General features: G+C 55.6%; 19 protein-coding genes and 3 pseudogenes. 7 read left to right on the top strand and 15 right to left on the bottom strand.

All coding sequences use genetic code 11. The features are described from left to right. Window positions 1-213 precede the first annotated feature (213 nt). The 5 genes from PW844_RS12840 (at window position 214) to PW844_RS12820 (ending at window position 7,947) form a co-directional block, all read left to right on the top strand. Window positions 214-423: a hypothetical protein gene (locus tag PW844_RS12840; protein WP_084878417.1), complete on the top strand. Its 210-nt coding sequence runs from the start codon at window positions 214-216 to the stop codon at window positions 421-423. A 93-nt stretch (window positions 424-516) separates the two neighbouring features. Next, window positions 517-3,960: a transcription-repair coupling factor gene (mfd, locus tag PW844_RS12835; protein ID WP_299452105.1), complete on the top strand. Its 3,444-nt coding sequence runs from the start codon at window positions 517-519 to the stop codon at window positions 3,958-3,960. Between the two features lie 113 nt (window positions 3,961-4,073). Next, window positions 4,074-5,360, top strand: coding sequence for an HlyD family secretion protein (locus PW844_RS12830; protein WP_299452102.1), 1,287 nt, complete (start codon window positions 4,074-4,076; stop codon window positions 5,358-5,360). Continuing rightward, entirely contained in the window at window positions 5,347-7,473 is a 2,127-nt protein-coding gene (locus PW844_RS12825) for a peptidase domain-containing ABC transporter (RefSeq protein WP_299452100.1), read from the top strand. The genes PW844_RS12830 and PW844_RS12825 overlap by 14 nt, the downstream gene beginning before the upstream one ends. 258 nt (window positions 7,474-7,731) lie before the next feature. Further along, entirely contained in the window at window positions 7,732-7,947 is a 216-nt protein-coding gene (locus PW844_RS12820; protein WP_299452098.1) for a hypothetical protein, read from the top strand. 274 nt (window positions 7,948-8,221) lie between these two features. On the opposite strand, the gene PW844_RS12815 is transcribed toward PW844_RS12820, so the two are convergent. The 8 genes from PW844_RS12815 to hinT form a co-directional block, all read right to left on the bottom strand. Then, the gene (locus PW844_RS12815; RefSeq protein WP_084873904.1) at window positions 8,222-8,764 is read right to left on the bottom strand and encodes a glycine zipper 2TM domain-containing protein; all 543 of its coding nucleotides are present in this window, start codon (window positions 8,762-8,764) and stop codon (window positions 8,222-8,224) included. A gap of 296 nt (window positions 8,765-9,060) precedes the next feature. Then, a complete protein-coding gene (locus PW844_RS12810) occupies window positions 9,061-10,365 on the bottom strand; it encodes an NAD(P)/FAD-dependent oxidoreductase (protein WP_299452089.1) in 1,305 nt (434 codons plus the stop codon). A gap of 212 nt (window positions 10,366-10,577) precedes the next feature. Continuing rightward, window positions 10,578-11,120 carry an alpha/beta hydrolase YcfP gene (ycfP, locus tag PW844_RS12805; protein ID WP_299452087.1) on the bottom strand — a complete coding sequence of 181 codons (543 nt, stop codon included), beginning with the start codon at window positions 11,118-11,120 and terminating at the stop codon, window positions 10,578-10,580. Between the two features lie 38 nt (window positions 11,121-11,158). Then, window positions 11,159-12,202, bottom strand: coding sequence for a beta-N-acetylhexosaminidase (gene nagZ / locus PW844_RS12800; RefSeq protein ID WP_299452084.1), 1,044 nt, complete (start codon window positions 12,200-12,202; stop codon window positions 11,159-11,161). 36 nt (window positions 12,203-12,238) lie between these two features. Then, window positions 12,239-13,057, bottom strand: coding sequence for a thiamine kinase (gene thiK, locus PW844_RS12795; RefSeq protein WP_299452082.1), 819 nt, complete (start codon window positions 13,055-13,057; stop codon window positions 12,239-12,241). Beyond that, the gene (gene lpoB, locus PW844_RS12790; protein WP_299452079.1) at window positions 13,041-13,637 is read right to left on the bottom strand and encodes a penicillin-binding protein activator LpoB; all 597 of its coding nucleotides are present in this window, start codon (window positions 13,635-13,637) and stop codon (window positions 13,041-13,043) included. Before lpoB ends, thiK begins: the two co-directional genes overlap by 17 nt. A gap of 10 nt (window positions 13,638-13,647) precedes the next feature. Beyond that, entirely contained in the window at window positions 13,648-14,013 is a 366-nt protein-coding gene (locus PW844_RS12785; RefSeq protein ID WP_084873898.1) for a YcfL family protein, read from the bottom strand. 19 nt (window positions 14,014-14,032) lie between these two features. Next, window positions 14,033-14,383 carry a purine nucleoside phosphoramidase gene (gene hinT / locus PW844_RS12780; protein WP_084873897.1) on the bottom strand — a complete coding sequence of 117 codons (351 nt, stop codon included), beginning with the start codon at window positions 14,381-14,383 and terminating at the stop codon, window positions 14,033-14,035. 360 nt (window positions 14,384-14,743) lie between these two features. Here hinT and PW844_RS12775 point away from each other — a divergent pair, with 360 nt between their 5' ends. Together PW844_RS12775 and PW844_RS12770 are read left to right on the top strand one after the other, a co-directional pair. After that, complete coding sequence (locus PW844_RS12775) at window positions 14,744-16,348, top strand: MFS transporter (protein ID WP_299452074.1); 1,605 nt, start codon at window positions 14,744-14,746, stop codon at window positions 16,346-16,348. Further along, window positions 16,345-17,484 (top strand): glycoside hydrolase family 88 protein, encoded by a 1,140-nt coding sequence (locus tag PW844_RS12770; protein ID WP_299452071.1) that lies wholly within the window; start codon window positions 16,345-16,347, stop codon window positions 17,482-17,484. The genes PW844_RS12775 and PW844_RS12770 overlap by 4 nt, the downstream gene beginning before the upstream one ends. Before the next feature lie 31 nt (window positions 17,485-17,515). Here PW844_RS12770 and ptsG read toward each other — a convergent pair whose 3' ends face one another. The 7 genes and pseudogenes from ptsG to PW844_RS12735 form a co-directional block, all read right to left on the bottom strand. Further along, window positions 17,516-18,949 (bottom strand): PTS glucose transporter subunit IIBC, encoded by a 1,434-nt coding sequence (gene ptsG / locus PW844_RS12765; RefSeq protein WP_208714648.1) that lies wholly within the window; start codon window positions 18,947-18,949, stop codon window positions 17,516-17,518. Between the two features lie 288 nt (window positions 18,950-19,237). Then, window positions 19,238-20,030: pseudogene (locus tag PW844_RS12760) on the bottom strand (metal-dependent hydrolase). Between the two features lie 18 nt (window positions 20,031-20,048). Beyond that, the gene (gene holB, locus PW844_RS12755) at window positions 20,049-21,038 is read right to left on the bottom strand and encodes a DNA polymerase III subunit delta' (protein ID WP_299452067.1); all 990 of its coding nucleotides are present in this window, start codon (window positions 21,036-21,038) and stop codon (window positions 20,049-20,051) included. Beyond that, entirely contained in the window at window positions 21,035-21,670 is a 636-nt protein-coding gene (gene tmk, locus PW844_RS12750) for a dTMP kinase (RefSeq protein WP_299452065.1), read from the bottom strand. The genes holB and tmk overlap by 4 nt, the downstream gene beginning before the upstream one ends. After that, a pseudogene (gene mltG, locus PW844_RS12745) lies at window positions 21,660-22,670 on the bottom strand (endolytic transglycosylase MltG). The gene tmk and the pseudogene mltG overlap by 11 nt, the downstream one beginning before the upstream one ends. Before the next feature lie 5 nt (window positions 22,671-22,675). Further along, window positions 22,676-23,492: pseudogene (pabC, locus tag PW844_RS12740) on the bottom strand (aminodeoxychorismate lyase). A 134-nt stretch (window positions 23,493-23,626) separates the two neighbouring features. Beyond that, a partial coding sequence (locus PW844_RS12735; RefSeq protein WP_299452062.1) for a beta-ketoacyl-ACP synthase II occupies window positions 23,627-24,445 on the bottom strand: 819 nt, incomplete at its 5' end.

Here is a 24,445-nt window from a genome sequence, read left to right as displayed (position 1 = left end):
TAGCCTGAAAATAAGTAGAGGGATGATAAAGGAGCCGTCTCCTTTATGAAACCTCTAACCCTCTGAGTCTGCGGCAAAGTTGCGTCAAAATACGTCACCCTGCAGGTCATTGCACAAAATAGTGACAAAATAATGACGTTAATTGTGCGTTTATTGAGCAGCCGCTGGGGTAAACTTAACGATGTAGTAATGTTGATTGTGGGGGTACAACATATGTTTAAGTTTCCCAAAGGCAGTATTGTGAAACATAAATCGGGAGAAATAAAAGGCGAGGTTGTTAACGTTTTTGAACAGGGAGATGCGCCAACCGGTTATTACGTGAAGTGGGACGATGGTAATCACAGCTACCATCTGGAACAGGAACTCTCCTGGGCCAACATTGACCGCCCGCGTATGCACTATACACAGCAATCGATTAAGTAACGCAACCGGAAAAAAGCACCGCGACAGGTGATCCTCAGGGCGGATTATGGAATGATGACGCCCTGGAATAAAAGGAGAGAATGTCGAGACCCCATGTCCGAACAGAGTCGTTATACCCTGCCAGCGAAAGCCGGTGACCATCGTCAACTCGGTCAACTGCCAGGTGCCGCTCAGGCGGTGGAGTGTGCCAGCATCACCGAACGCCATACAGGTCCGGTGCTGATGATTACCCCGGATATGCAATCTGCCCTGCGTCTGCAGGAGGAGATTCGCCAGTTCACCGATCTGCCGGTCAGTAACCTCGCCGACTGGGAAACGCTGCCCTACGACAGCTTCTCGCCCCATCAGGATATTATCTCCGCCCGCCTTTCCACCTTATATCAGTTACCGACGCTGACGCATGGCATGCTAATCATGCCGGTAAACACGTTGATGCAACGCGTTTGCCCGCACAGTTTTTTGCACGGCCACGCGCTGGTAATGCAGAAAGGCCAGCAGCTCTCGCGTGATGCCCTGCGTGACCAGCTGGAGCAGGCCGGTTACCGCCATGTTGATCAGGTGATGGAGCACGGTGAATACGCCACGCGCGGCGCACTGCTCGACCTGTTCCCGATGGGCAGCGACCAGCCGTACCGCATTGATTTCTTTGATGACGAGATCGACAGCCTGCGTCTGTTTGACGTCGATACCCAGCGCACGCTGGAAGCGGTCGATGCCATCAATCTGTTGCCAGCGCACGAATTTCCCACCGATAAAGCCGCCATTGAACAGTTCCGCAGCCGCTGGCGCGAAACCTTTGATGTGCGCCGGGAACCGGAACACGTTTATCAGCAGGTAAGCAAAGGCACCCTGCCCGCCGGGATTGAATACTGGCAACCGCTGTTTTTCGAACAGCCCCTCTCGACGCTATTTAACTACCTGCCCGCCAACACGCTGATTATCAACAGCGGCGATCTGGAAAGCAGCGCGCAGCGTTTCTGGCAGGACGTTAATGCCCGCTTCGAAAATCGCCGTATTGACCCGATGCGTCCCCTGCTGGAACCGGTGGCGCTGTGGTTGCGCCCGGATGCGTTGCTGGGTGAGCTGAAAGCCTGGCCGCGTATCCAGTTAAGCCACGAAACACTGCCGGACAAAGCCGCCAACACCAATCTCGGCTATCAAGCGCTGCCGGAGTTGACGGTGCAGGCACAGGCAAAAGCGCCGCTCGACCTGTTACGCCAGTTCCTCGAACAGTTTACCGGTCCGGTGGTGTTCTCGGTGGAGAGCGAGGGCCGCCGCGAAAGCCTGCAGGAATTACTGGCGCGTATTAAACTGCGCCCGCAGCCGATCACCCGTCTGGCGGACGCCAGCCAGCACGCGCACAGCCTGATGATTGGTGCCAGTGAGCGCGGCTTTATCGATAGCGAACGTCAGCTGGCTTTTATCTGCGAAAGCGATTTGCTGGGCGAGCGCGTCAGCCGCCGTCGTCAGGATAATCGTCGTACCATCAACCCGGATGTGCTGATCCGCAACCTGGCGGAGTTGCATCCCGGCCAGCCGGTGGTGCATCTGGAACACGGCGTGGGACGCTATATCGGCCTCACCACCCTTGAGGCTGGCGGTATCGAGGCGGAATACCTGATGCTGTCCTACGCCGGTGACGCCAAACTTTACGTACCGGTGTCGTCGCTGCATCTGATCAGCCGTTATGCCGGGGGAGCCGACGAAAACGCACCGTTGCACAAACTGGGCAGCGATGCCTGGTCACGCGCGCGTCAGAAGGCAGCGGAGAAAGTACGCGACGTGGCGGCAGAATTGCTGGATATCTACGCGCAGCGCGCCGCCAAAGCCGGTTACGCTTTTAAGCACGACCGCGATCAATATCAGCTGTTCTGCGAAGGTTTTCCATTTGAGACCACGCCGGATCAGGCGCAGGCCATCAATGCGGTACTGAGCGATATGTGCCAGCCGCTGGCGATGGACCGTCTGGTGTGCGGTGATGTTGGCTTCGGTAAAACCGAAGTGGCGATGCGCGCCGCGTTTCTGGCGGTGGAAAACGGCAAACAGGTGGCGGTGCTGGTGCCCACCACCCTGCTGGCGCAGCAGCATTACGATAACTTCCGCGATCGCTTCGCCAACTGGCCGGTGCGTATTGAGATGTTGTCCCGCTTCCGCAGCGCGAAAGAACAAAACCAGATCCTCGAACAGGCGTCTGAAGGCAAAGTGGATATTCTGATCGGCACCCATAAGCTGCTGATGAGTGACCTGAAATGGCACGATCTCGGCCTGTTGATTGTCGATGAAGAACACCGTTTCGGTGTTCGCCATAAGGAGCGTATCAAAGCGATGCGTGCCGATGTCGATATTCTGACCCTCACCGCCACCCCGATCCCGCGAACCCTGAATATGGCAATGAGCGGCATGCGCGATCTGTCGATCATCGCCACGCCACCGGCGCGCCGTCTGGCGGTGAAAACCTTTGTTCGTGAGTTTGACAGCCTGGTGGTGCGTGAGGCGATCCTGCGTGAAGTGCTGCGTGGCGGCCAGGTTTACTACCTGTTCAACGACGTTGAAAACATTGAAAAAGCCGCCCAGCGCCTGGCAGAACTGGTTCCGGAAGCGCGCATCGCCATCGGTCACGGTCAAATGCGTGAACGCGACCTGGAACGGGTGATGAATGATTTCCACCATCAACGTTTTAACGTGCTGGTATGCACCACCATTATCGAAACCGGTATCGACGTGCCGAGCGCCAATACCATCATCATCGAACGCGCCGACCATTTTGGCCTGGCGCAGCTGCACCAGTTACGTGGTCGAGTGGGTCGTTCGCACCATCAGGCTTACGCCTGGTTGCTGACACCGCATCCCAAAGCCATGACCACCGATGCGCAGAAACGACTGGAAGCCATCGCTTCTCTGGAAGATTTGGGTGCCGGTTTTGCCCTGGCGACCCACGATCTGGAGATCCGCGGTGCCGGGGAATTGCTGGGTGAAGATCAGAGCGGCCAGATGGAAACCATCGGCTTCACGCTGTATATGGAGCTGCTGGAAAGCGCGGTTGACGCGCTGAAGGCCGGGCGCGAGCCGTCGCTGGAAGATCTTACCAGCAACCAGACGGAGATCGAGATGCGTATGCCCGCCCTGCTGCCGGATGACTTCATCCCCGATGTGAACACGCGCCTGTCGTTGTACAAACGCATCGCCAGCGCCGGTGATGATGGCGAGCTGGCCGAGCTGAAAGTGGAGATGATTGATCGTTTCGGCAGCTTACCCGATGCGGCACGTAACCTGCTGGATATCGCCGCGTTGCGTTTAGTGGCACGCGAGCTGGGGGTACGACGCATTGAGGCCAGCGAAAAAGGCGGCTTCTTTGAATTCGCCCCGCAGAATCATGTCGATCCTGGCTGGCTGATTGGTCTGCTGCAAAAAGACCCGAAACAATGGAAGCTGGATGGTCCAACGCGCCTGAAATTCACCCGCGATTTAGCCGAACGTAAGTCGCGCATGGACTGGGTGCAAAAATTCGTTGGCGATCTGGCGAATCATCGCGTGTAGACATCTCTGCCTGACATAATGGCGCGATTTATCGCGCCTTTTTTCTCTGCGTTGGATAATTATTCGGTTCCTGACTATCTTTGCATGAGTCCATTTTTTACCAGAGTGGGTTTATGCTTTTTCGCAAGGAAGTCAGCGAACATTTACAATCACGCTACGCCGGACCTGTTCTGCTGTTAACCGGCTGGCCGGTGTGGGTAACGTTATTCGTCACCTCGATTCTGCTCGCCAGCCTGCTGCTTTTCCTGTGGCTGGGCAGCTATACGCGACGGGCCAGCGTCAGTGGCGAAGTGATCACCTGGCCGCACACCATCAACCTTTTCGCGCCGGAACAGGGCGTGGTTTCCCGCCTGCTGGTCTCCACCGGCCAGGTGGTCAGCGCCGGTACCCCGCTGTATGCGCTGGATATCAGCCGCGTCTCTCCCTCCGGCAATCTCAGCGCCACCACGCGGGCATTGCTGATCAAACAGCAACAACAAATGGACGATATGGTGCGCCAGCTGGAGCAAAACCGCCGCGCGACGCTCACCACCGTTCAGCAGCAACTTGACCAGTTACGCAACGCCCGACAGCAAACCCAGAAGATGGTGGACTCAGCCACGGCAGGACTCGACGTGATGCGCAGCAGCATGAACGACTATAGCCGGTTTATCCGCAAGGGACTGATCACCACCGACCAGCAAAACAATCAACGTTATCTTTTTTACCAACAGCTTAGCGTGTGGCACAGCCTGAATTCTCAGCGGGTGCAACAGGATATGCAGATCGCCGATCTTCTCAGCCAGCAGGTCACCCGTGCCGCTGATTTTGATGGGCAGCTGGCGCAGTACCACATTCGCCAGGCCGATATCGCACGTCAGTTGGCAGAAGCCGATGCCGGTAGCGAACGCCTGATTACCGCCCCCGCAGCGGGACGCATCTCATCGCTGAGCGTGACGGCAGGACAGATGGTCAGCGATGGCGATAGCCTCGCGCAGCTGGTGCCTGCCGGAGACGACACACCGAGTCTCATTATCTGGCTCCCCAACGACAGCGTGCCCTATATCAAACCGGGCGACACGATAAACATCAGCTATGCCGCGTATCCAGCGGAAAAATATGGCCAGTTTCCGGGCAAGGTGCTGTCAGTGTCCGCCGCGCCAGTGCCGCTGCGGGAACTCAACAGCTACGGCAGCGCGCCCCGCTTAGCAAACGGGCAGCTGGCAGGCGCATGGTTTAAAGCCAGTGTGGCGCTGAGTCAGCGAGGTTTGCGCTGGCAGGGCCAAAATCTGCCGCTGGCCAGCGGTATGCAATTGCAGGCCACGGTCTTTCTCGAAAAGCGTCCGCTGTACCAGTGGATGCTGTCTCCCTATTACTTCCTGAAAAACAGCATAACGGGGCCTGTTAGTGACCAACGGTGAAATGAAGGAGCTGTTCTCCCGTCTGCATATCAGCCTGCGTCGTCGCATGCCGGTGATCCTGCAAACGGAAGCCGCTGAATGCGGCCTGGCCTGCCTGGCAATGATCGCTCGCTGGTATCGATTGCCCGCAGACCTGCGCTTGTTACGTCAGCACTCGGGCATCTCCTCGCGGGGGGCCACTCTGCGTACGGTGATCGACACCGCGGCAGTCGCCGGTATGAAATCACGCGCGTTGCGTCTGGAAATGGATAATCTCCGTGCGCTCAAGCTGCCCTGTATTCTGCACTGGGACCTCAACCATTTTGTGGTACTGGTAGCGGTGCGTCGTAATCGCGTGGTGATTCACGATCCGGCAGCCGGTCATCGCGTCCTCGGCATGCAGGAGGTCTCTCTGCATTTTACCGGTGTGGCGCTGGAACTCTGGCCGACAGGGGATGTACCACAAGGCGCACCACCCCGCCCCCGTCTTTCCCTCTGGTCGCTGACCGGACGCATTGCCGGCCTGAGCACCACCCTCATCAAACTGTTTTGCTTCTCCATGCTGGTGGAATCCGCCAGCCTGCTGCTACCCGTCGGTATGCAAATGGTGCTGGATCATGCCATTCCGGCCAGTGATACCGGCTTGCTGACGCTGATTTGCCTGGGGCTGTTGTTTTTTGTGCTGTTCCGTACCGCCGTCAGTGCGCTGCGCGGCTGGACATCGCTGGTGATGAGCACGCTGATCAGTGTGCAGGGCAAGGCGAGGTTGTTTGACCATTTGCTGGCGCTGCCAACCGAATGGTTTGAAAAGCGCAAACTGGGGGATGTTCAGTCTCGCTTCACCTCGCTGGAGACGTTGCAAACCACCCTGACCAGCAATGTGGTCAGCGGCATCATGGACGGCATCATGACCGTGGGATTGATGATTATGATGCTGCTGTATGGCGGGAGCCTGTTATGGGTGGTGCTGGCCTTCACCCTGCTGTGGTGCCTGTTCCGGCTGGGTACCTATCGGGCCTGGCGGCAGGCCTCGGAGGAGCAGATCGTTCGCAATGCCCGTTCCGGCTCGCATTTTATGGAGTCGCTTTACGGTATCCACACCATTAAGGCGCTGGGATTGCCTGCGCTCCGGGCGCAGCACTGGCTTAATCTGAATATCGAAAACGCCAATGCCACGATAAGCAAAACACGCTATGAAATGCTGTTTGCCGGTGGTAACAACCTGATCGCCACGTTGCAGCAAATTACCTTGTTGTGGCTCGGGGCCAGCGCAGTGATTGCCGGGGATATGACGCTGGGGATGTTTGTCGCGTTCAGTACCTATCGCGGGCAATTTTCTGACCGCACCGCCAGCCTGCTGGAAACGTTGCTCCAGTTACGAATGCTGTCATTGCATAAGGATCGCGTGGCGGATATTGTGCTGGCCGAACCGGAAACCCCCGTCGGCGAGCCCGTTCATCCGTTGCTCAGCCACGGCGAACCCGCTGCACTCGCGGTTAAAGGACTGTCTTTTCAATATGATCCTTTCAGTCCCCTGCTGTTCAGCGACGTCAATCTGGCGATTGATGCCGGGGAGTGCGTGGCCATCACGGGGCCTTCCGGCAGAGGGAAAACCACGCTTCTCAAAATGATGGCCGGTCTGCTCAAACCCAGCGCCGGGGAAATTTATGTCAATGGCATCAATATCCGCACCAGTGGCGTGGCGAACTGGCAGGCCTGCATCGCCTGCGTATTGCAGGAGGATACGCTGCTGGCCGGGTCCGTAGCGGAAAATATCTGCGCGTTTGATACCCAGCCAGACGAGGAGTGGATCAAAGCCTGCGCCAGTCTCAGCCAAATCCATGATGATATTCTGGCGATGCCGATGGGCTATCAGACGCTGATCAGTGAACTGGGCAGCAGCCTCTCCGGCGGACAGAAGCAGAGACTGCTGATTGCCCGCGCGTTATATCGTCGGCCTCAGGTGTTATTCCTCGATGAAGCCACCAGCCACCTCGATGTGGATAATGAGACGCGAATAAATGCCGCCATCCGGGCGTTGAATATTACCCGTGTGATGATTGCCCATCGGCCATCCACGATAGCCTCGGCAGACCGGGTGATTGATATGGCAACCTGGCCGGCAGGAAAATAAATTATTCAGGTGATCTCTGAGTTTTTCCCTGAATAGTTGTTTCCTCAGTGTCACTTATATCGAAACGGCTGGACCTGAATTAAAATTTATTTTTATCAACACAGCAAAGAGTTATATGCCTTAACAACTATTTTTTCAGTACCATCTTTTAATCCAGAGAATGCCGTCTATCCTGAATATGAGGCTTTTAAATATGAAAGCCGATTCCTGAAGATCGTTATTATCCAGTCCACCATTTTGACAATCTGGAGTCTGACTATGAACGAATCAATGCGTGAGCTATCTGAACAGGAAATTTCACAAGTTAGTGGAGGAGCACTTTCTATTCCTGGCGTCGCTGATGTGAGTGGCACCATCGGTGGCCTCACCACGACAATTACTGGCCTGCTTGGCTCTGTCCTGAGTACCGTTGGCGGAGTGGTTAGTGGTCTTGGCGCAACCCTGAGCGGGTTGACCAATAATTCAGGTATCTGATTTATAATAAAATCAATTATCTGTCAAAGCCTCAGGGATGAGGCGTAAAAATATATAAAACCCCGCCATTAAATATTAAAAATAACCCCGCCGCCACCCAGGACAATAAAAACATCCATAGCACCAGAACGTCGATAAAAACCAATCTGTTTTTTAAGCCATTATTTGACAAAAAGCGTCAATAATATTTACGCATTCCCGCCATCACGCGAAAAAGAATATGAAAAAGGCAGCCTTAAAGGCTGCCTTTACGCTGTGAAATGTCTTTGCCCAATCAGGCCTGATTCGAATTCAGGATTAGCTGACCATTACGGTCGAGCGGAATGCGGGTGCCAGGGTCTTTTTCCATACGGATTTTGCCCTGCTGGTCACCTATTTTATAGGTCACATCATAACCCAGCATTTTGTCCTGTTTGTCATACACCGTTTTACAACGCTGTTCCGTGGTGGTGTAGGTATCACGATCCTGCATACCTGCCTGCACCTGGTTACCGGCGTAACCCCCTGCCAGAGCGCCTGCCACCGTCGCCACACTGCGGCCACGTCCGCCACCAAACTGGTGACCCAGCACACCACCCGCTACCGCGCCCAGCACCGAACCGGTCAGACGGTTCTCATCCTGTACCGGACGACGATGAGTAAGGGTCACGTTGCGACATTCCTGTCGCGGCTGCTTGATACTCTCTTTGATCGGTGTCGCTGAGAGCACCTGAGCATATTGCGGGCCACGGTCAAAGACATCCATGCTGGCAACAGCAGCAACACCTAAGGCCGCCGCTACGCCGATACCGATACCCGCTAACATTGATTTGTTCACAGGAATGTCCTCCTGAAAGTTGTTACCGCGCAATCCTGCCGCGCACAGCATCCTGTGCAGCTGGGACATAACCGGCGTGCGCGACGCGCCGTGTCTGTTGAGATAAGTTTTACAGATGGCCCGATTTTGCAACATCAGATTAATGGAGGAAACGCAGCGCAAAGCCGCCAGGGCCAGCTTTTCAGAGAGTTCTGAGAGCAGCGGGAACCGCCCTCTTCCATCAGACAGGCTTATGTTTTTCAATAGGTTAAGGTGGATACAGCGAGGATCGGGCGGCAAACGCCGCCCGGAATACATCAGTGCAGCTTGAGGCGTGGGCGCAGTACGCGGTTGAGGCTACCCACCAGCATCATCAGACCGGTTTTGAAATAACCGTGGAGCGCAATCTGGTGCATACGATACAGGGAAATGTAGACGAAACGGGCAATACGCCCTTCCACCATCATTGATCCACGCATCAGGTTACCCATCAGGCTGCCGACAGTACTGAAGCGCGACAGCGACACCAGTGAACCATGATCTTTGTAGACATAGGCCTTCAGCGGCTTGCCTTTCATTTGGGCAAGGATATTTTCCAGCGCCAGTGACGCCATCTGATGTGCCGATTGCGCACGCGGTGGTACGAAGCCACCGGACGGCAGTGCGCAGGAAGCGCAGTCACCGATGGCATAGATGTCCTCATCACGCGAGGTTTGCAGCGTATCTTTCACCACCAGCTGATTGATACGGTTGGTTTCCAGCCCGCCAATCTCTTTCATAAAGTCTGGTGCTTTGATACCCGCTGCCCACACCATCAAATCGGCGGCAATAAATTCGCCACCTTTGGTATTCAGGCCGTTAGCATCGGCACTGGTCACCATGGTCTGCGTTAACACGCGGACACCAAGTTTGGTCAGTTCATGATGCGCCGCTGCCGAGATACGCGGCGGCAACGCAGGCAGAATACGCTCGCCCGCTTCCACCAGCGTCACGTTCAGCGCCGAGTTATCCAGCCCTTTGTAACCGTAGCTATGCAGCTGTTTCACCGCGTTGTGCAGCTCCGCCGACAGTTCAACGCCGGTCGCGCCACCACCAACAATCGCGATGTTCACTTTATCCAGACGGCCTTCGCTGGCCGAGAATTTCAGGAACAGATTCAGCATTTCATTGTGGAAACGACGTGCCTGGTGCGGGTTATCGAGGAAAATGCAGTGATCTTTCACGCCCGGCGTACCGAAATCATTCGAGGTGCTGCCCAGCGCCATCACCAGCGTGTCATACGCCAGCTCACGCTGCGGGACCAACACTTCACCTTCGGGGTCGAGAATTTCGGCCAGCCCGATGGTTTTGTTATCGCGGTTAATCTGGGTCAGTGAACCCAGCTGGAACTGGAAACCGTGGTTACGCGCATGCGCCAGATAGCTGAGCGCATCAATTCCTTCGTCCATCGATCCGGTGGCAACTTCATGCAGCAGCGGTTTCCACAAATGGCTGTGGTTACGATCAACCAGAATAATCTCGGCTTTCTTTTTCCGGCCCAGCTTATGTCCGAGCTGGGTGGCCAGCTCTAAGCCGCCGGCACCACCGCCGACAATAACGATTTTTTTCATAGATGTAGTCAACAAAGACCCCCTCAAAGTTGTAAACCAAAAGTTAATTAATGGTTACTAAAAACCTTAATAAACATAGGGTTGGCGAAGTTAAATCGCGAGCTGGGGGCAGAATATCATGGCGGGATCGGGATATCACAACAAAATTGATGTACATCAATCTTTCAGCGGCATTATCAGAATGTTACATAAACATTGCGCCGCAGAGCGCGGCGCAGGCAGGATTAACCCAATGTTTTGAAGGCTTTGATCCGCTGAAGATGCGGTGCGATATTCCTGAATTTATGGCTGGCCTCTTCATCCCAGACAATTTCATAGAAATGGTGCAACGCTGCGGCGCTGCGTTGATTATCCAGCGCTTCATCGTGGCGTGACAGAATCGTCAGGCAATGGTCGCGGTTCTTTTCGCGGAAGTTACTCACGCATTTGGTGGCGATATCAACATACTCTTCCGGGCGATCAATTTTGCCCTCCATGTTTTCTTCGGGAAACAGGTTGGGATTGAGGATCACCTGGCGGATACCACAGAGAAAACCGATGCGCTCGGCCCAGTAGCCACCCAGCCCGACACCACAAATCAGCGGTCGCGGATCGGCAGCCTGCTGCAACAACTTGTCAGACTCCTTCAGCAGAAACTGCATATCATGCTTCGGGTGGAGCGTGCTGTAACTGATCAGCCTGACGTCCGGGTCAATAAACTGCAGTTGCAGCACCTTTTCATGGTTGCCCGGACTGCTTGAATCAAAACCGTGCAAATAGATGATCATGATTATCCTCAGCGTGGTGAACGTTCCGGGCAGTGGCGTTATCTGCCCGACGCTTTATGTGCCAGCCAGCGGCTTTGCAGCTCGCTCAGCTGGCGCTGATTCTGCTGCCAGCGGGTACTTTCCTGCAGGCTTTGACGCGTGAATCGTCCCTGATGGTATAACTGTGCCACCCGCGTCGCCCCGATCGGGGTCAAATTATCCAGCACACTGATGGCACCCTGGCGGTGATTACACACCAGAATCATATCGCATCCGGCATTTAGAGACTGCTGCGCGCGCTCGGCATAGCTACCCATCACCGCAGCACCTTCCATCGACAGATCGTCGGAGAAAATCACCCCGTCAAAACCCAGTTCGTTACGCAATACCGTTTTCAGCCAGTAGGGTGAGCCGCTGGCAGGCAGTGGATCCACCTGAGTATAGATAACGTGGGCAGGCATCACTGCATCCAACGCGCGCTCGTCAATCAGTTGCTGGAAGATCGCCATATCATGCTGACGCAGAGTCGCGGCATCGCGCGGGTCGCGCGGTGTCTCTTTGTGCGAATCGGCACTCACCGCGCCATGGCCGGGGAAATGTTTGCCGGTGGTTTTCATGCCCGCTTCGTGCATCCCGGCGATAAAGCGCCGTGCGACCTGCAAAGCAATCGCCGGATCGTTATGGAAAGAACGATCGCCGATGGCTGCGCTGATATGCCCAATGTCCAGCACCGGCGCAAAACTGATGTCGATATCCATCGCAATCATCTCGGCCGCCATTTGCCAGCCTGCCTGCTGCGCCAGTTCACCGGCGGCGGGCAGCTCGTGCAGCGCAGCAAAAGATTGCATCGCCGGTAAGGTGGTGAAGCCATCACGAAAACGCTGTACACGCCCCCCTTCCTGATCCACTGCCACCACCAGCCGGGTATGGGATGCCGCGCGAATCTGGCGCACCAGCTCAGCCAGCTGTGCCGGATCATGGTAGTTACGGGCAAACAGAATCAGGCCGCCAACCAGCGGATGTTGCAGAATTTCCCGTTCTTCGGCATCGAGTTCATAGCTCTCGACATCCAGCATCAGCGGTCCGGGTGTATTCATCGTCATAACATCAATCCTGTAGCGCGAATGAAGCGCGCGATATTAAAGGTCTTGCCAGCTGGCGCGAGCCAGTTGCTGTAAAGTTTCATCCTGGGTCTGCTCGGCACGCAGTTGATACCAGCTGGCCATCAACAGGTGCAGCCAGGGTTGCCAGCGACGAATTTGCTGCTGCAACCGGGCTGGTGCCAGTTGCATGGTCTGGGCATAGGCCGCGACCCATTCTGTCTGCTGGTGAGGATCGACCGCGCAAATGGCCGCCAGTTCCAGCGCCACATCGCCATCCGCCGCATATTCCCAGTCAATCAGGCGCAGCCCGTCCGTGGTGACAATCAGATTGCCCGCGTGGACATCCATATGAATCGGCGCGAGGCGCAACGGATGCGGCTCACCCACCGCCATCAGGTGCTGCAAACGACGCTGCCAACGCCAGTGTTTGTGCTGGCACAGCTGCCAGTAACGTTGTAACAGCGGCGTCAGGGTCAGACGGTACCCGGTCAGCGGTTGCTGGTGCAGACGTTGCAGCAACGCCACCACCGCCGCCCGCTGCTGGCTGAAGGCGGATACCGGCAGCATCTCACCCGGCAGCCACTCCAGCAACAGCCAGGGATCGCGCCAGCCAAAGGGACGCGGAGCCAGCTGCGAAACCTGTAACTTTTGCAGCAGACGGTATTCACGCTGACGCTCAACAAACGGAATCACTGCCTGTGGTGCACGTCGCGCCAGTAACGTCCCCTGCTCGCTGGTGATACGCGCACTCTGTCCGCTTAGCCCCGGCAGCGTGAAAAAATGACCGGCAGCTTGCGCCGTCGGCCATTGTTGCTGAATCAGATATTGCAGCTGTGGATCAGGGTTGTGCGACACCGTTACCTGACCAGATAATTTCGCCGGTCTGCACCAGCATCAGCAGCATCTGAATCGTCGGCGTTTTCACATCGCCCTGCGCGGTGCTGTACAACACGTATTGCGCATTGACGTTGCGCGCCAGGCCCATCGCCTTGCTGCGTGAGTTCAGGCTATCGTCAGCCGACAAACCCAGCGCCTGCTTCGCCTGAGTCAGCTGTTGCGGCGTCACCAGCGTGAATTTGCCGTTATTCGCCAGGGCATTCTGGATCGCATCGGTGGCGTTGTCAGATTGCAGCGAACCATTGGTGTTATTTTTCATCCGATCCACCAGCAGCACACTACCCGGATTCACCCCGGCCGATTGCACCATATTGGCAATCAACGGCTGCACACTGGCGTTCCAGTTGATGGTTTTCAACTTCGGCGGCTGTGGCACGGTTTGCGGTGGCTGTTGCGGCGGCGTCGGCGGCGGAACAGGTTGGGTCGGCGTGGTCGGTGTGGTGGGTTCCACCGGGGCCGGGGTTTGCTGTTTTATCACACAGCCGGTCAGCATCAGCGCAAATAACAGCGCGCTGGAACGTTGTAAACTGCGAATCACGGATTACTCCTCAGAGATAAAGATAGAGACGCACCTTGCTGGCGGTCGGATTACCGATTTGCGAAGCCGCTTCAATGCTGCCATGCGCGGGTACCGTCAGCGTTTGCGCCGGTTCGCGCGGGGTGATTTCCAGCCCCTTGTCGTCATACCAGTAATAACGATAATGCAGGGTAACCGGCGTTTCGCGTTGATTATAGAGCACGCTCGACGCTCGCAACTGCCCATCACGCGAGGCCAGGGTTGGCTCATCGGTAATAATGCCTGCGGACAGCACCGACGCTTCCATCACCAGCGACTGCGAAGTATTGATCATCGGCTTGTCACTGCTGCAGCCCGCAAGGGTCAGCAATAACAGGCCGCTCAGCCATTGACGCATAGCAAGGTCCGCCTGAGGGTTAGCCAGCCAGCATCGGTCCAAGCGGTTTGCCGCCCAGCAGATGCATATGGATGTGGTAAACCTCCTGGCCGCCGTGGCGGTTGCAATTCATGATCAGGCGATAGCCATCTTCGGCGATCCCCTCGTCACGGGCAATTTTGGCCGCAACGGTGATCATGCGCCCCAGCGCTTGCTCGTGTGCGGCCTGCGCATCGTTGGCAGTGGGGATTAAAACGTTAGGGATGATCAGAATATGAGTGGGCGCTTTGGGTGCGATATCGCGGAAGGCGGTGACCAGTTCGTCCTGATAAACCACGTCGGCGGGAATTTCGCGACGGATGATTTTACTGAAAATGGTTTCTTCAGCCATGATGCATTTCCTTAAAGCCTGGAGTTCAGTCAGGCAGTATGCGGGAGGAATTCTGCTTCTTTCAACCTCAGGACCATTTTTCTTACATTAAATGGCTGCGTTTACACCACTTTTTGCTTCCTGCTCACCATGATGTGGCCTGCTTCGCATTTCTGACAGATCTCCCAACAAAAAATGAAACGCTGTTTTATAAATTAGATTTATCACGGCTGTTTCTTTGCGATTTTGCCACTTGTGCAGACAACCTTGCCAAATCACGAAGGTTTGGCACGTCTTCCCGCTCTACTTTCTAACCAATCCGAGCCAGTTGTCCGGAGTGATGAGGGATGTACACCACATTTGTCTCAGGGAGAACCTGCAATGCGCTCTCGTAAGATTGGTCTGGGCCACTATCTGGCCTATGGTTCCGGGGATTTTCTCGGTGCTGGCACCACGGCGTTAACCGCTGCCTGGCTGCTTTACTTCTACACCACGTTTTGTGGGCTGACGCCCATTGAAGCGACCTTTATCTTTGCGGCCGCCCGCGTGCTGGATGCGCTGGTCAGTCCGCTAATGGGCTTCCTGACCGACAATTTTGGTTCGACATGGCTCGGTAAACGCTTTGGTCGTCGCAAGTTCTTTATCCTGCTGGGTATCCCCTGCGTCTTCAGCTATAGCCTGATGTGGATAGCCGATATGCATTTCTGGTGGTATCTGCTGACCTATCTGCTGTTCGACATCGTCTACACCATGATTCTGGTGCCTTATGAAACGCTGGTGCCGGAGATGACCGATGATTTTAAACAGAAAACCCGCTTTTCCGGTGCGCGCATCGCGCTGGCACAGTTGTCTGCTATTCTGGCGGCGTTTCTGCCCGGCATTCTGATCGGCTGGTTCGGCAAAGACAACCCACTGTCATTCTTCTATGCCAGCCTGGTGTTTTCGTTGATTTGCGCGCTGGTACTGACGCTGGTGTGGCGTTTTACCTGGGAGCGGCAACCGCAGGACTTCTCCGCAGAATCGCTACGTGCCGAACAGGAAAAAGCGCAACTTACGCTGCTGCAAAGCCTGAAGCGGCTGTATATCGAACTTGCCTCAACGCTGCGCATTCGACTCTTTCGCCAGCATCTCGGCATGTACCTCGGCGGCTATATCGCACAGGACGTGTTTAACGCGGTTTTTACCTGGTACGTGGTGCTTGTGCTGATGCAAAGCGCGCAAATCGCCTCCAGCCTGATGGGCACCATGGCGGTGCTGCAATTTATTGCGGTAATGGGGATGATTCCGCTGTGCATCCGTCTGGGACCGGCCCCAGCCTACCGTCTGGTGGTGGTGCTGTTCGGCCTTAGCGCCCTCTCCTATGCCGCGCTGTGGTACGCCGGGATGAACAACAGCATGACGCTGCTGGTGCTGCTTTCCGGCCTGGCCGGGCTGGGGCGTGGCGGTATCAACTATGTTCCCTGGAATACCTACACCTATATCGCTGACGTGGATGAAGTGATCACCGGCCAGCGACGTGAAGGTATTTTTGCTGGCATTATGACCCTGACGCGTAAAGCGTCCCAGGCCGGTGCCGTGATGCTGGTCGGCATCGTGTTGCAACTGGCGGGTTTTGTCTCCGGTCAGACTATCCAGGTCCCGGCAGTGGGTCATACCATCCTGGCGATCCTCAGTATTGGTACCGTCTGCGTGCTCACCTGCGGGTTTCTGGTGTCGTTGCGCTTTAAACTCAATCTGCATACCCACACGGTGCTGCGCGCCGAGACGCTGAAGATGCGCGAAGCCGGACGCGTGGTACCGGAACGCATCACCCCGGAAGCGCGCGAGATTGTCGAAACTCTCGCCGGTATGCCTTACGAGTATCTGTGGGGCAACAACAACGTGGGCTACCTCAATCGCCACCAACCCGCTGCCCCCCCTTACCCCGTAAGCAGGGCACGTTGCATCCCCTGCCTGCCTCTTCAAAACGATAGGAATGAATCATGACGGTATTCCCTGTAAAGCATAGTGACCTGTTACGCCAGCCGGAGTATCTGCTGCCGCGCAAGGAACTGGTGCAGTTGATCCATCAACTTACGCAGAATCTGGTGAATATTACTGACCAGAGCGGTGAGTTTTTGCTGCGCCTCGATGATGGTCGCGTTATTGACACCAAAGGCTGGGCTGGCTGGGAGTGGACACATGGCATCGGGTTGTATGGCATGCTGCATTATTACCAGCAGACCGGGGATCAGGCCACGTTACAGATCATTGACGAATGGTTCAGTACCCGGCTGGCTGAGGGGACGCCAACCAAAAACGTCAATACCGTCTGCCCCTTCCTGACGCTGGCTTACCGCTATGAAGAAACGCGCAACCCGGCGTGGCGACCGGTGCTGGAGCGCTGGGCAGAATGGGTCATGTATGATATGCCGCGCACCGAAAGCGGTGGGCTGCAACATATCGTCTATAACAACGAGAATACGCAGCAACTGTGGGACGATACGCTGATGATGAGCGTGATGGCGCTGGCGAAGATCGGTCAGCTGCTGGAGCGCCCGGAGTTTGTTGAGGAGGCCAGCTATCAGTTTCTGCTTCATACCCAATACCTGATGGATCGCCACAGTGGCTTATGGTTCCACGGCTGGAACTTCGATGGTCGCCATAACTTTGCCAATGCGCGCTGGGCGCGCGGCAACAGCTGGGTCACCATCGTCATTCCCGACTTCCTTGAAATGATGAACTGGCCGGAACAGCATGCCACCCGCCGTTTTCTGCAACAGGTGCTGGAGAATCAGGTGAAAGCGCTGGCCGGTTGTCAGCATAGCAGCGGCCTGTGGCATACCCTGCTGGATGATCCGCACAGTTACCCCGAGGCTTCGGCTACCGCGGGTTTTGCCTACGGCATTCTGAAGGCGGTACGTAAACGTTATTTGTCACGCGACTATCTGCCGCTGGCAGAAAAAGCCCTGCGCGGGGTGATCGCCAACATTGACGAGGACGGAGAACTGAAACAGGTATCGTTTGGTACCGCGATGGGCAGCGATCTGGATTATTACCGCCAGGTCCCGCTGACCTCAATGCCTTATGGTCAGGCGATGGCGCTGCTGTGTCTGACGGAATATTTGCGGGTGTATTTATAAAAAAAACGGCCCCGTCAGGGGCCGCTGTGACTTACATATTACGAATATAATCGTCCATCTCGGTTTTCAGGTTATCCGACTTGGTGCCGAAAATTGCCTGAACACCCGAACCGGCTATCACCACACCACGCGCACCAAGGCTTTTCAGCTCACTCTGGTCCACTTTACCCACGTCCGCCACGCTAACGCGCAGACGAGTGATACAGGCATCGAGGTTGGTGATGTTTTCTTTACCACCGAACGCGGTGACCAGTTTGCCCGCCATTTCACTGCCGGTCGCACTGCTCTGCTCAACGGCGTTATCTTCACGGCCCGGTGTTTTCAGGTTCAGTTTGACAATCAGTACGCGGAACACGGTGTAGTAAATCAGGCCGTAGATGATACCCACAATCGGGAACAGCCAGATTTTGCTGCTGTTGCCGCTCAGCACGATAAAGTCGATCAGACCGTGTGAGAAGCTGGTGCCATCACGCATGCCGAGCAGGATACAGATCGGGAATGCCAGGCCAGCCAGAATCGCGTGAATCACGTACAGGATCGGCGCAACAAACATGAAGGAGAACTCGATCGGCTCGGTGATACCGGTCAGGAACGAGGTCAGCGCAGCGGAGATCATGATACCGCCGACTTTGGCACGGTTTTCCGGTTTTGCAGAGTGCCAGATAGCGATGGCAGCAGCAGGCAGACCGTACATTTTGAACAGGAAGCCACCTGACAGTTTACCTGCGGTCGGGTCACCCGCCATATAACGCGGAATGTCACCGTGGAACACCTGGCCAGCCGCGTTAGTGAATTCACCAATCTGCATCTGGAAAGGGACGTTCCAGATATGGTGCAGACCAAACGGCACCAGTGAACGCTCAACCACGCCGTAGATACCGAAGGCGACAACCGGGTTCTGATAGGCTGCCCATTGTGAGAAGTCCTGAATGGCGGAACCGACCGGTGGCCAAATGAAGGACAGCAGCACACCCAGCACGATAGCTGCCAGGCCCGAAATAATCGGAACAAAGCGCTTACCGGCAAAGAAGCCAAGGTATTCCGGCAACTTGATACGGTAGAAGCGGTTAAACATATACGCCGCGATGGAACCGGCGATAATCCCGCCCAGTACCCCGGTATCGGCCAGATGTTTGGCATCGATCTCAGCAGCCGGCAGATGCAGCACCAGCGGAGCAACCACCGCCATGGTTTTCACCATGATGCCGTAAGCCACCACCGCCGCCAGCGCGGAAACACCGTCGTTATTGGTAAAGCCGAGCGCCACACCGATGGCAAAAATCAGCGGCATGTTGGCAAATACCGAACCACCTGCTTCAGCCATCACATGCGAAACTACGGCAGGCAACCAGCTAAAATTAGCTGAACCCACACCTAATAAAATACCGGCAATCGGCAAAACCGATACCGGTAACATCAGCGACTTACCTACTTTTTGCAGGTTCGCAAATGCGTTTTTGAACATAGCCTGAAGCTCCTGAGTATGAGTGCATTTCGCGCAGTGCGCGTGGTAACGGGGGGAGGACCCTTTACCGGGATGACGCTGAGCGTCTTTTGATTTATTACGAAGAGTAAAATAAATAGAATTTTCTTACTTTGACGGCTATCACGTTTCGCTCATCACACCGTCTGGCTTTCAGGTAATTCTCACTGACTTGCTGATATTTACCGCAAAAAAGCACTGGCTGCGCCCTTAAGGGCGCAACACATCGGATGAATTTCTGATTAATTACAGAGTTTGAAATAAAGTGCGTTAACCGCCGAGACGGCTCATCGGGATATGAAACAGACGGGAGAAATTGCTGGTTGTGGTTGCAGCCAATGTCTCAATATCGACGCCCTTCAGCACCGCCATATAATCGGCCACGTCACGGGTAAACGCTGGCTGGTTCTCTTTGCCGCGATGCGGCACAGGTGCCAGATAGGGGGAATCGGTCTCCACCAGCATCCTGTCCAGCGGAACATAGCGCGCCGCATCACGGATTTGCTCCGCGTTGCGGAACGTCAGAATGCCGGAGAAGGAGATATAAAAACCCATATCCAGCAATTTTGCTGCGGTTTCTTTATCTTCGGTAAAGCAGTGCAGTACACCACCACACTTCTCAACCTGCTCCTCACGCAGGATCGCCAGCGTATCTTCACGCGCATCACGGGTATGGACGATGATCGGCTTGTTCAGTGCTATTCCGGTGCGGATATGTTCACGGAACGAAGCCTGCTGCTGCTCTTTGGTTTCCTGCTGGTAAAAATAGTCCAGCCCGGTCTCACCCAGCGCCACCACACGATCCTCCGCCGCCAGGCGTCGGAATTCCTCAACATCGTAAGGCGTTTCCTGATTCAGTGGATGAACACCACAAGCCAGCGCGATGTTTTCACGCTCGCCAACCAGCTTCGTCATCGTGTAGTAATCCCGGTAGCGTGGTGGCAATCGCCAGCATAAACTTCACATCACGTGACGCCGCTTTGGTAATCACATCATCCAGATCGCGGTGCTGCTTTTCGTAATCCAGGCCATCGAGATGGCAATGGGAATCGACAATAAACATACTTCTCTCTTTTTACGCTTAGCTGAGCGTCGCTGGTGTCAGCAGACGGCTCCAGCTCAACAAACGATCGGTCAACATTAATTCACGATTGAGCGCTGCCACCTGCTGCAGCTGCTCGCGGCATTGCATCCACAACTGCACGCTGGCATTCAGGGCGCTGCTGTTGAGCTGTTGTGCCAGCATCGTCACCACATCCGGACGATCACCGTTGCTTAACCAGCGATTTGCCCCCTGCTGCACTTTCATCGCATCCACCAGCAACGAAAGCAGCCAGGCCAGACGGTCGGCCACATCATCACTGTTTAACGATGGCAGCAGTTGCAACACATCCTGCGACAATGCGCCGGACAATGCGTCACACAACGCCTGACGAACCTGCCAGCGCTCAGGCTGTAACAACGCCAGCGCTGCTGCGGGTGCCCCGTTGCTCAAACGCAACGCCGCACGCAGCGTTTCTTCGGGCTGGGAAATCTGTTTTTGCAACCATTGCAGGCTATGAACCTCCTCAGGAGGCGAGAGATGCCAGGTCATACAACGGCTGCGTAGCGTGGCGAGCAAACGTGACGGCTCGCGGGTACTCAGGAAGAACCACGTATTGGCGGGCGGTTCTTCCAGGGTTTTCAGCAACGCATTGGCGGCGGCTTCGGTCAGCTGTGCCGCGTCAGGCAGCCACACCACTTTCGCCCCGCCCTGCTGGGCAAAATGGTACAGCTTTTCCGTGACGTCACGCACCGCATCAATCCCCAGCGAGGATTTTCCCTTCTCGGCCTCAAGACGATACCAGTCAGGATGCGTATGCGCCTGCATCAAATGGCAACCGTGGCAGTGACCACAGCTTTTTAATCCCTCGGGTTGTTGGCACATCAGCCAGCGACTGATGCCCCAAACCAGCGCATCGTCCCCCATGCCATCAATAGCCTGAATTAACAGCGCATGATGCGCCTGATTGCTCTGATGGCGGGCAATAATTTGCCGATACGGCTGGTTTAGCCACGGATACCAGTTCATGCCGTTTGACCTGCCAGCCAGTGACGTACGGCGGACTGGATTGACTGCGTCACCTGTGGCAACGACTGCGTGGCATCAATAGTGATGATGGTGGGATCTTCCGCAGCCAGCGCCAGATAACGCTCACGGGTGCGTTCAAAAAAGCGCAGCGATTCCTGCTCGATACGGTCCAGCTCGCCACGCGCCCGCGCCCGCTGCAAACCAATTTCCGGGGTGACATCGAGATACAAGGTACAATCCGGGCGGAATTCACCCAGCACGGCGTCACGTAAGGTACTCATCAGTTGAGTATCCAGGCCGCGTCCGCCGCCCTGATAGGCCTGGGACGAGAGATCGTGACGATCGCCCATCACCCAGGCGCCGCGCGCCAGTGCAGGTTTAATTACCGTTTCCACCAGCTGGACACGGGCAGCGTAGAGCATCAGCAATTCGGCTTTATCGGTAAGCGTTTCGCCATCAATCCCTTGCTTGACCAGCACACGCAGCTGTTCCGCCAGCGGTGTACCGCCCGGTTCACGCGTGAATACCAGATCATCAATGCCCTGCTCGCGTAGCACGGAAACCACCGCATCACGCGCTGTGGTTTTGCCCGCTCCTTCCAGACCTTCGATGACGATAAACTTACTTTTCATTTTTTTCCTTCATTGCCAGCCGATACGCCTGCACGGCCTTATTATGGCTGACCAGATTGGTGGTAAAGGTGTGACCACCTTTACCATCCGCCACAAAATAGAGGTAATTGCTTTTTTCCGGGTGCGCCGCCGCTTCCAGAGAAGCCCGCCCGGCATCGCAATCGGACCCGGAGGCATGCCGCTGATGGTATAAGTATTGTAATCGGTTGGCGTGTCGAGATCTTTACGTGTTAGCGTGCCTGTATAGCTATCGCCCATGCCGTAAATCACAGTCGGATCGGTCTGCAGCTTCATGCCAATCCGCAAGCGGTTGATAAACACCGAAGCCACCCGCGCACGCTCTTCGCTGACACCGGTTTCTTTCTCGATGATCGACGCCATCGTCACCAGATCCTGCTCTTTCTTATAAGGCAGATTGTCCATGCGGCTCTGCCAGATCTCATCCACCAGCTTGTTCATGCGCGCATGGGCGCGTTCCAGCAGCGCCACATCGCTGGTGTTGGCGGTGTAGAGATAAGTATCGGGATAAAAGCCGCCTTCCAGCTGGCTGGCATCAATTTTCAGCGCTGCCGCTACCGTGGCAAATTGATCATCTTGCAGGGTGTGTTTGAGATAAGGGGCAGCGCGCAGTTGCTCCAGCCACTCTTTCAGGCGGGAACCTTCGACAAAACGCAACGGGAACTGCGCTTCCTTGCCACTTGCCAGCAGCTCAAGCATCTGGCGCACCGTCATGCCTTGCGTGAAGCGATAGGTACCGGCTTTAAATTCGCCAGCTCAGGCTCCAGCTTCAGCAACGGCCAAACCACAGACGTTGGTGCAATCACATGCTCACTTTACAGCTGCGCTTCGAGCGCCACACGGCCCGTGCCCGCTGGCAGCGTGAAAATAGTTTCTTGGTGAAGGTTAACGGTGCCATCGGCGAAACGTTCAATCTGCCAATAACCAAAGGCCGCAGCCGAGGCCAACAGAATCCACGAGCGTCGGCGAAAATTTTTTTCATTCGAGTCATGGACTGCTCCATTTAATCTGACAACTGGCGAACAGTTGCTGGTACAGCGAACGTGCGGTGAACGAAACGTCGTCAATACTACGCACGGGTAAAACTGGCATCAGGGCATTGCATATCACCACTTCATCTGCGGCAAGGATGCGATCCCTATTACCATCAATCAGCTGACAAGCCTGGCCTGTAGCCACCATCTGCGCCATCAGAAAACGCCGCATAATGCCAGCAACGCCAGCCTGATCGAGACATGGCGTGAATATCTTATCGCCCTCACGCCAGAATAAATTGGCCGCACAGCATTCCACCACCGTCCCCTCAGTGTCAAGCACCAGCGCCTCGTCGGCTTCCGTCTGGTCAAGATGGTGGCGAATCAGCACCTGCTCCAGCCGGTTAAGGTGTTTAATTCCGGCCAGCAGCGGGTTGCGTGCCAGCGGTACCGGGCTGGTCACCAGTCTTGCGCCTTGTTGTTGCAGTGCCTGATAATGGTGGGGCCAGGGAGAGAGGGAGATAATGCGCGTGGGATGACTGCATCCATTCCGACTGTAGCCACGCCCGCCAGCACCGGGCGTCAGAATAACTTTCAATACCGCCCGCTCCTGCCCTTGTGCGGCGCTACACATTTCAACTTCGAGTTGCTGCCAGTCAGGCTCTGCCATCAGCAGGCGTTCACAACCCAGCTGCAGACGTCGCAGATGCGCGGCAAGAAGCTGAACATGACCGTTTACCACCGCATGCGGTGGTAAAACAGCCGTCGCCAAACTGTACGGCACGATCGCGCGCCGCAAGCTGCGACTGTTCTCCACCATTTATCCACATCATAACGGCCTCAATGAGATTGACATTGCTTTGAATAGTATTGAAGGCGGAGTGAATCAGGAACACGCGACTACGCTGACATAAGGTATAACAAAAAAGGCCCGCATTGCGGGCCTCTATTCAGGCAAAACGATTTACACCTTGCGGAAGATCAGCGAACCGTTGGTTCCACCGAATCCGAAGGAGTTACACAGCGTATATTCCATGCCGCTGACCTGGCGTGCGGTATGAGGCACGAAATCCAGATCGCAACCTTCATCCGGGTTGTCGAGGTTGATGGTCGGCGGAATCGCCTGGTCGCGCAGTGCCAGAATCGAGTAGATCGACTCAACCGCGCCTGCTGCACCGAGCAAGTGGCCGGTCATCGATTTGGTCGAACTCACCATCACACGACTTGCAGCGTCACCAAAGATGGTTTTCACCGCCTGGGTTTCTGCTTTATCGCCCGCAGGCGTCGAGGTGCCGTGCGCGTTCACGTAGCCGATTTTCGCCGGATCAAGCTGAGCATCACGCAGAGCATTTACCATCGCCTGCGCTGCACCTGCACCGTCTTCCGGCGGAGAGGTCATATGGTAAGCGTCGCTGCTCATGCCGAAGCCGATCAGTTCTGCGTAAATTTTCGCACCGCGTTTTTTCGCGTGCTCATACTCTTCCAGCACGACGATACCTGCACCATCGCCCAGCACAAAACCATCACGATCTTTATCCCACGGACGACTTGCCGCCTGCGGGTTCTCGTTACGGGTTGAGAGCGCACGCGCTGCGCCAAATCCACCTACGCCTAGCGGCGTACTGGCTTTTTCTGCGCCACCCGCAAGCATGACATCAGCATCGTTGTAAGCAATGATACGCGCTGCATGGCCAATGTTATGAACCCCTGAAGTACAGGCTGTGGCAATAGAGATGCTCGGACCTCGCAGACCCAACATGATAGTCAGATGACCTGCGACCAT

Origin of the sequence: Pantoea sp., from assembly GCF_028283705.1 — a bacterium.
GTDB lineage: Bacteria > Pseudomonadota > Gammaproteobacteria > Enterobacterales > Enterobacteriaceae > Pantoea.
The sequence above is the reverse complement of the archived record's forward strand: the minus strand, read 5'-3'. Positions and strand labels throughout refer to the sequence as shown.

Coding starts and splice junctions, on each gene's coding strand:
- PW844_RS12840 (WP_084878417.1), top strand. CDS start 214: ATGTTTAAGTTTCCCAAAGGCAGTATTGTGAAACATAAATCGGGAGAA.
- mfd (WP_299452105.1), top strand. CDS start 517: ATGTCCGAACAGAGTCGTTATACCCTGCCAGCGAAAGCCGGTGACCAT.
- PW844_RS12830 (WP_299452102.1), top strand. CDS start 4,074: ATGCTTTTTCGCAAGGAAGTCAGCGAACATTTACAATCACGCTACGCC.
- PW844_RS12820 (WP_299452098.1), top strand. CDS start 7,732: ATGAACGAATCAATGCGTGAGCTATCTGAACAGGAAATTTCACAAGTT.
- ycfP (WP_299452087.1), bottom strand. CDS start 11,120: ATGATCATCTATTTGCACGGTTTTGATTCAAGCAGTCCGGGCAACCAT.
- nagZ (WP_299452084.1), bottom strand. CDS start 12,202: ATGACGATGAATACACCCGGACCGCTGATGCTGGATGTCGAGAGCTAT.
- PW844_RS12785 (WP_084873898.1), bottom strand. CDS start 14,013: ATGCGTCAATGGCTGAGCGGCCTGTTATTGCTGACCCTTGCGGGCTGC.
- hinT (WP_084873897.1), bottom strand. CDS start 14,383: ATGGCTGAAGAAACCATTTTCAGTAAAATCATCCGTCGCGAAATTCCC.
- PW844_RS12775 (WP_299452074.1), top strand. CDS start 14,744: ATGCGCTCTCGTAAGATTGGTCTGGGCCACTATCTGGCCTATGGTTCC.
- PW844_RS12770 (WP_299452071.1), top strand. CDS start 16,345: ATGACGGTATTCCCTGTAAAGCATAGTGACCTGTTACGCCAGCCGGAG.
- ptsG (WP_208714648.1), bottom strand. CDS start 18,949: ATGTTCAAAAACGCATTTGCGAACCTGCAAAAAGTAGGTAAGTCGCTG.
- holB (WP_299452067.1), bottom strand. CDS start 21,038: ATGAACTGGTATCCGTGGCTAAACCAGCCGTATCGGCAAATTATTGCC.
- tmk (WP_299452065.1), bottom strand. CDS start 21,670: ATGAAAAGTAAGTTTATCGTCATCGAAGGTCTGGAAGGAGCGGGCAAA.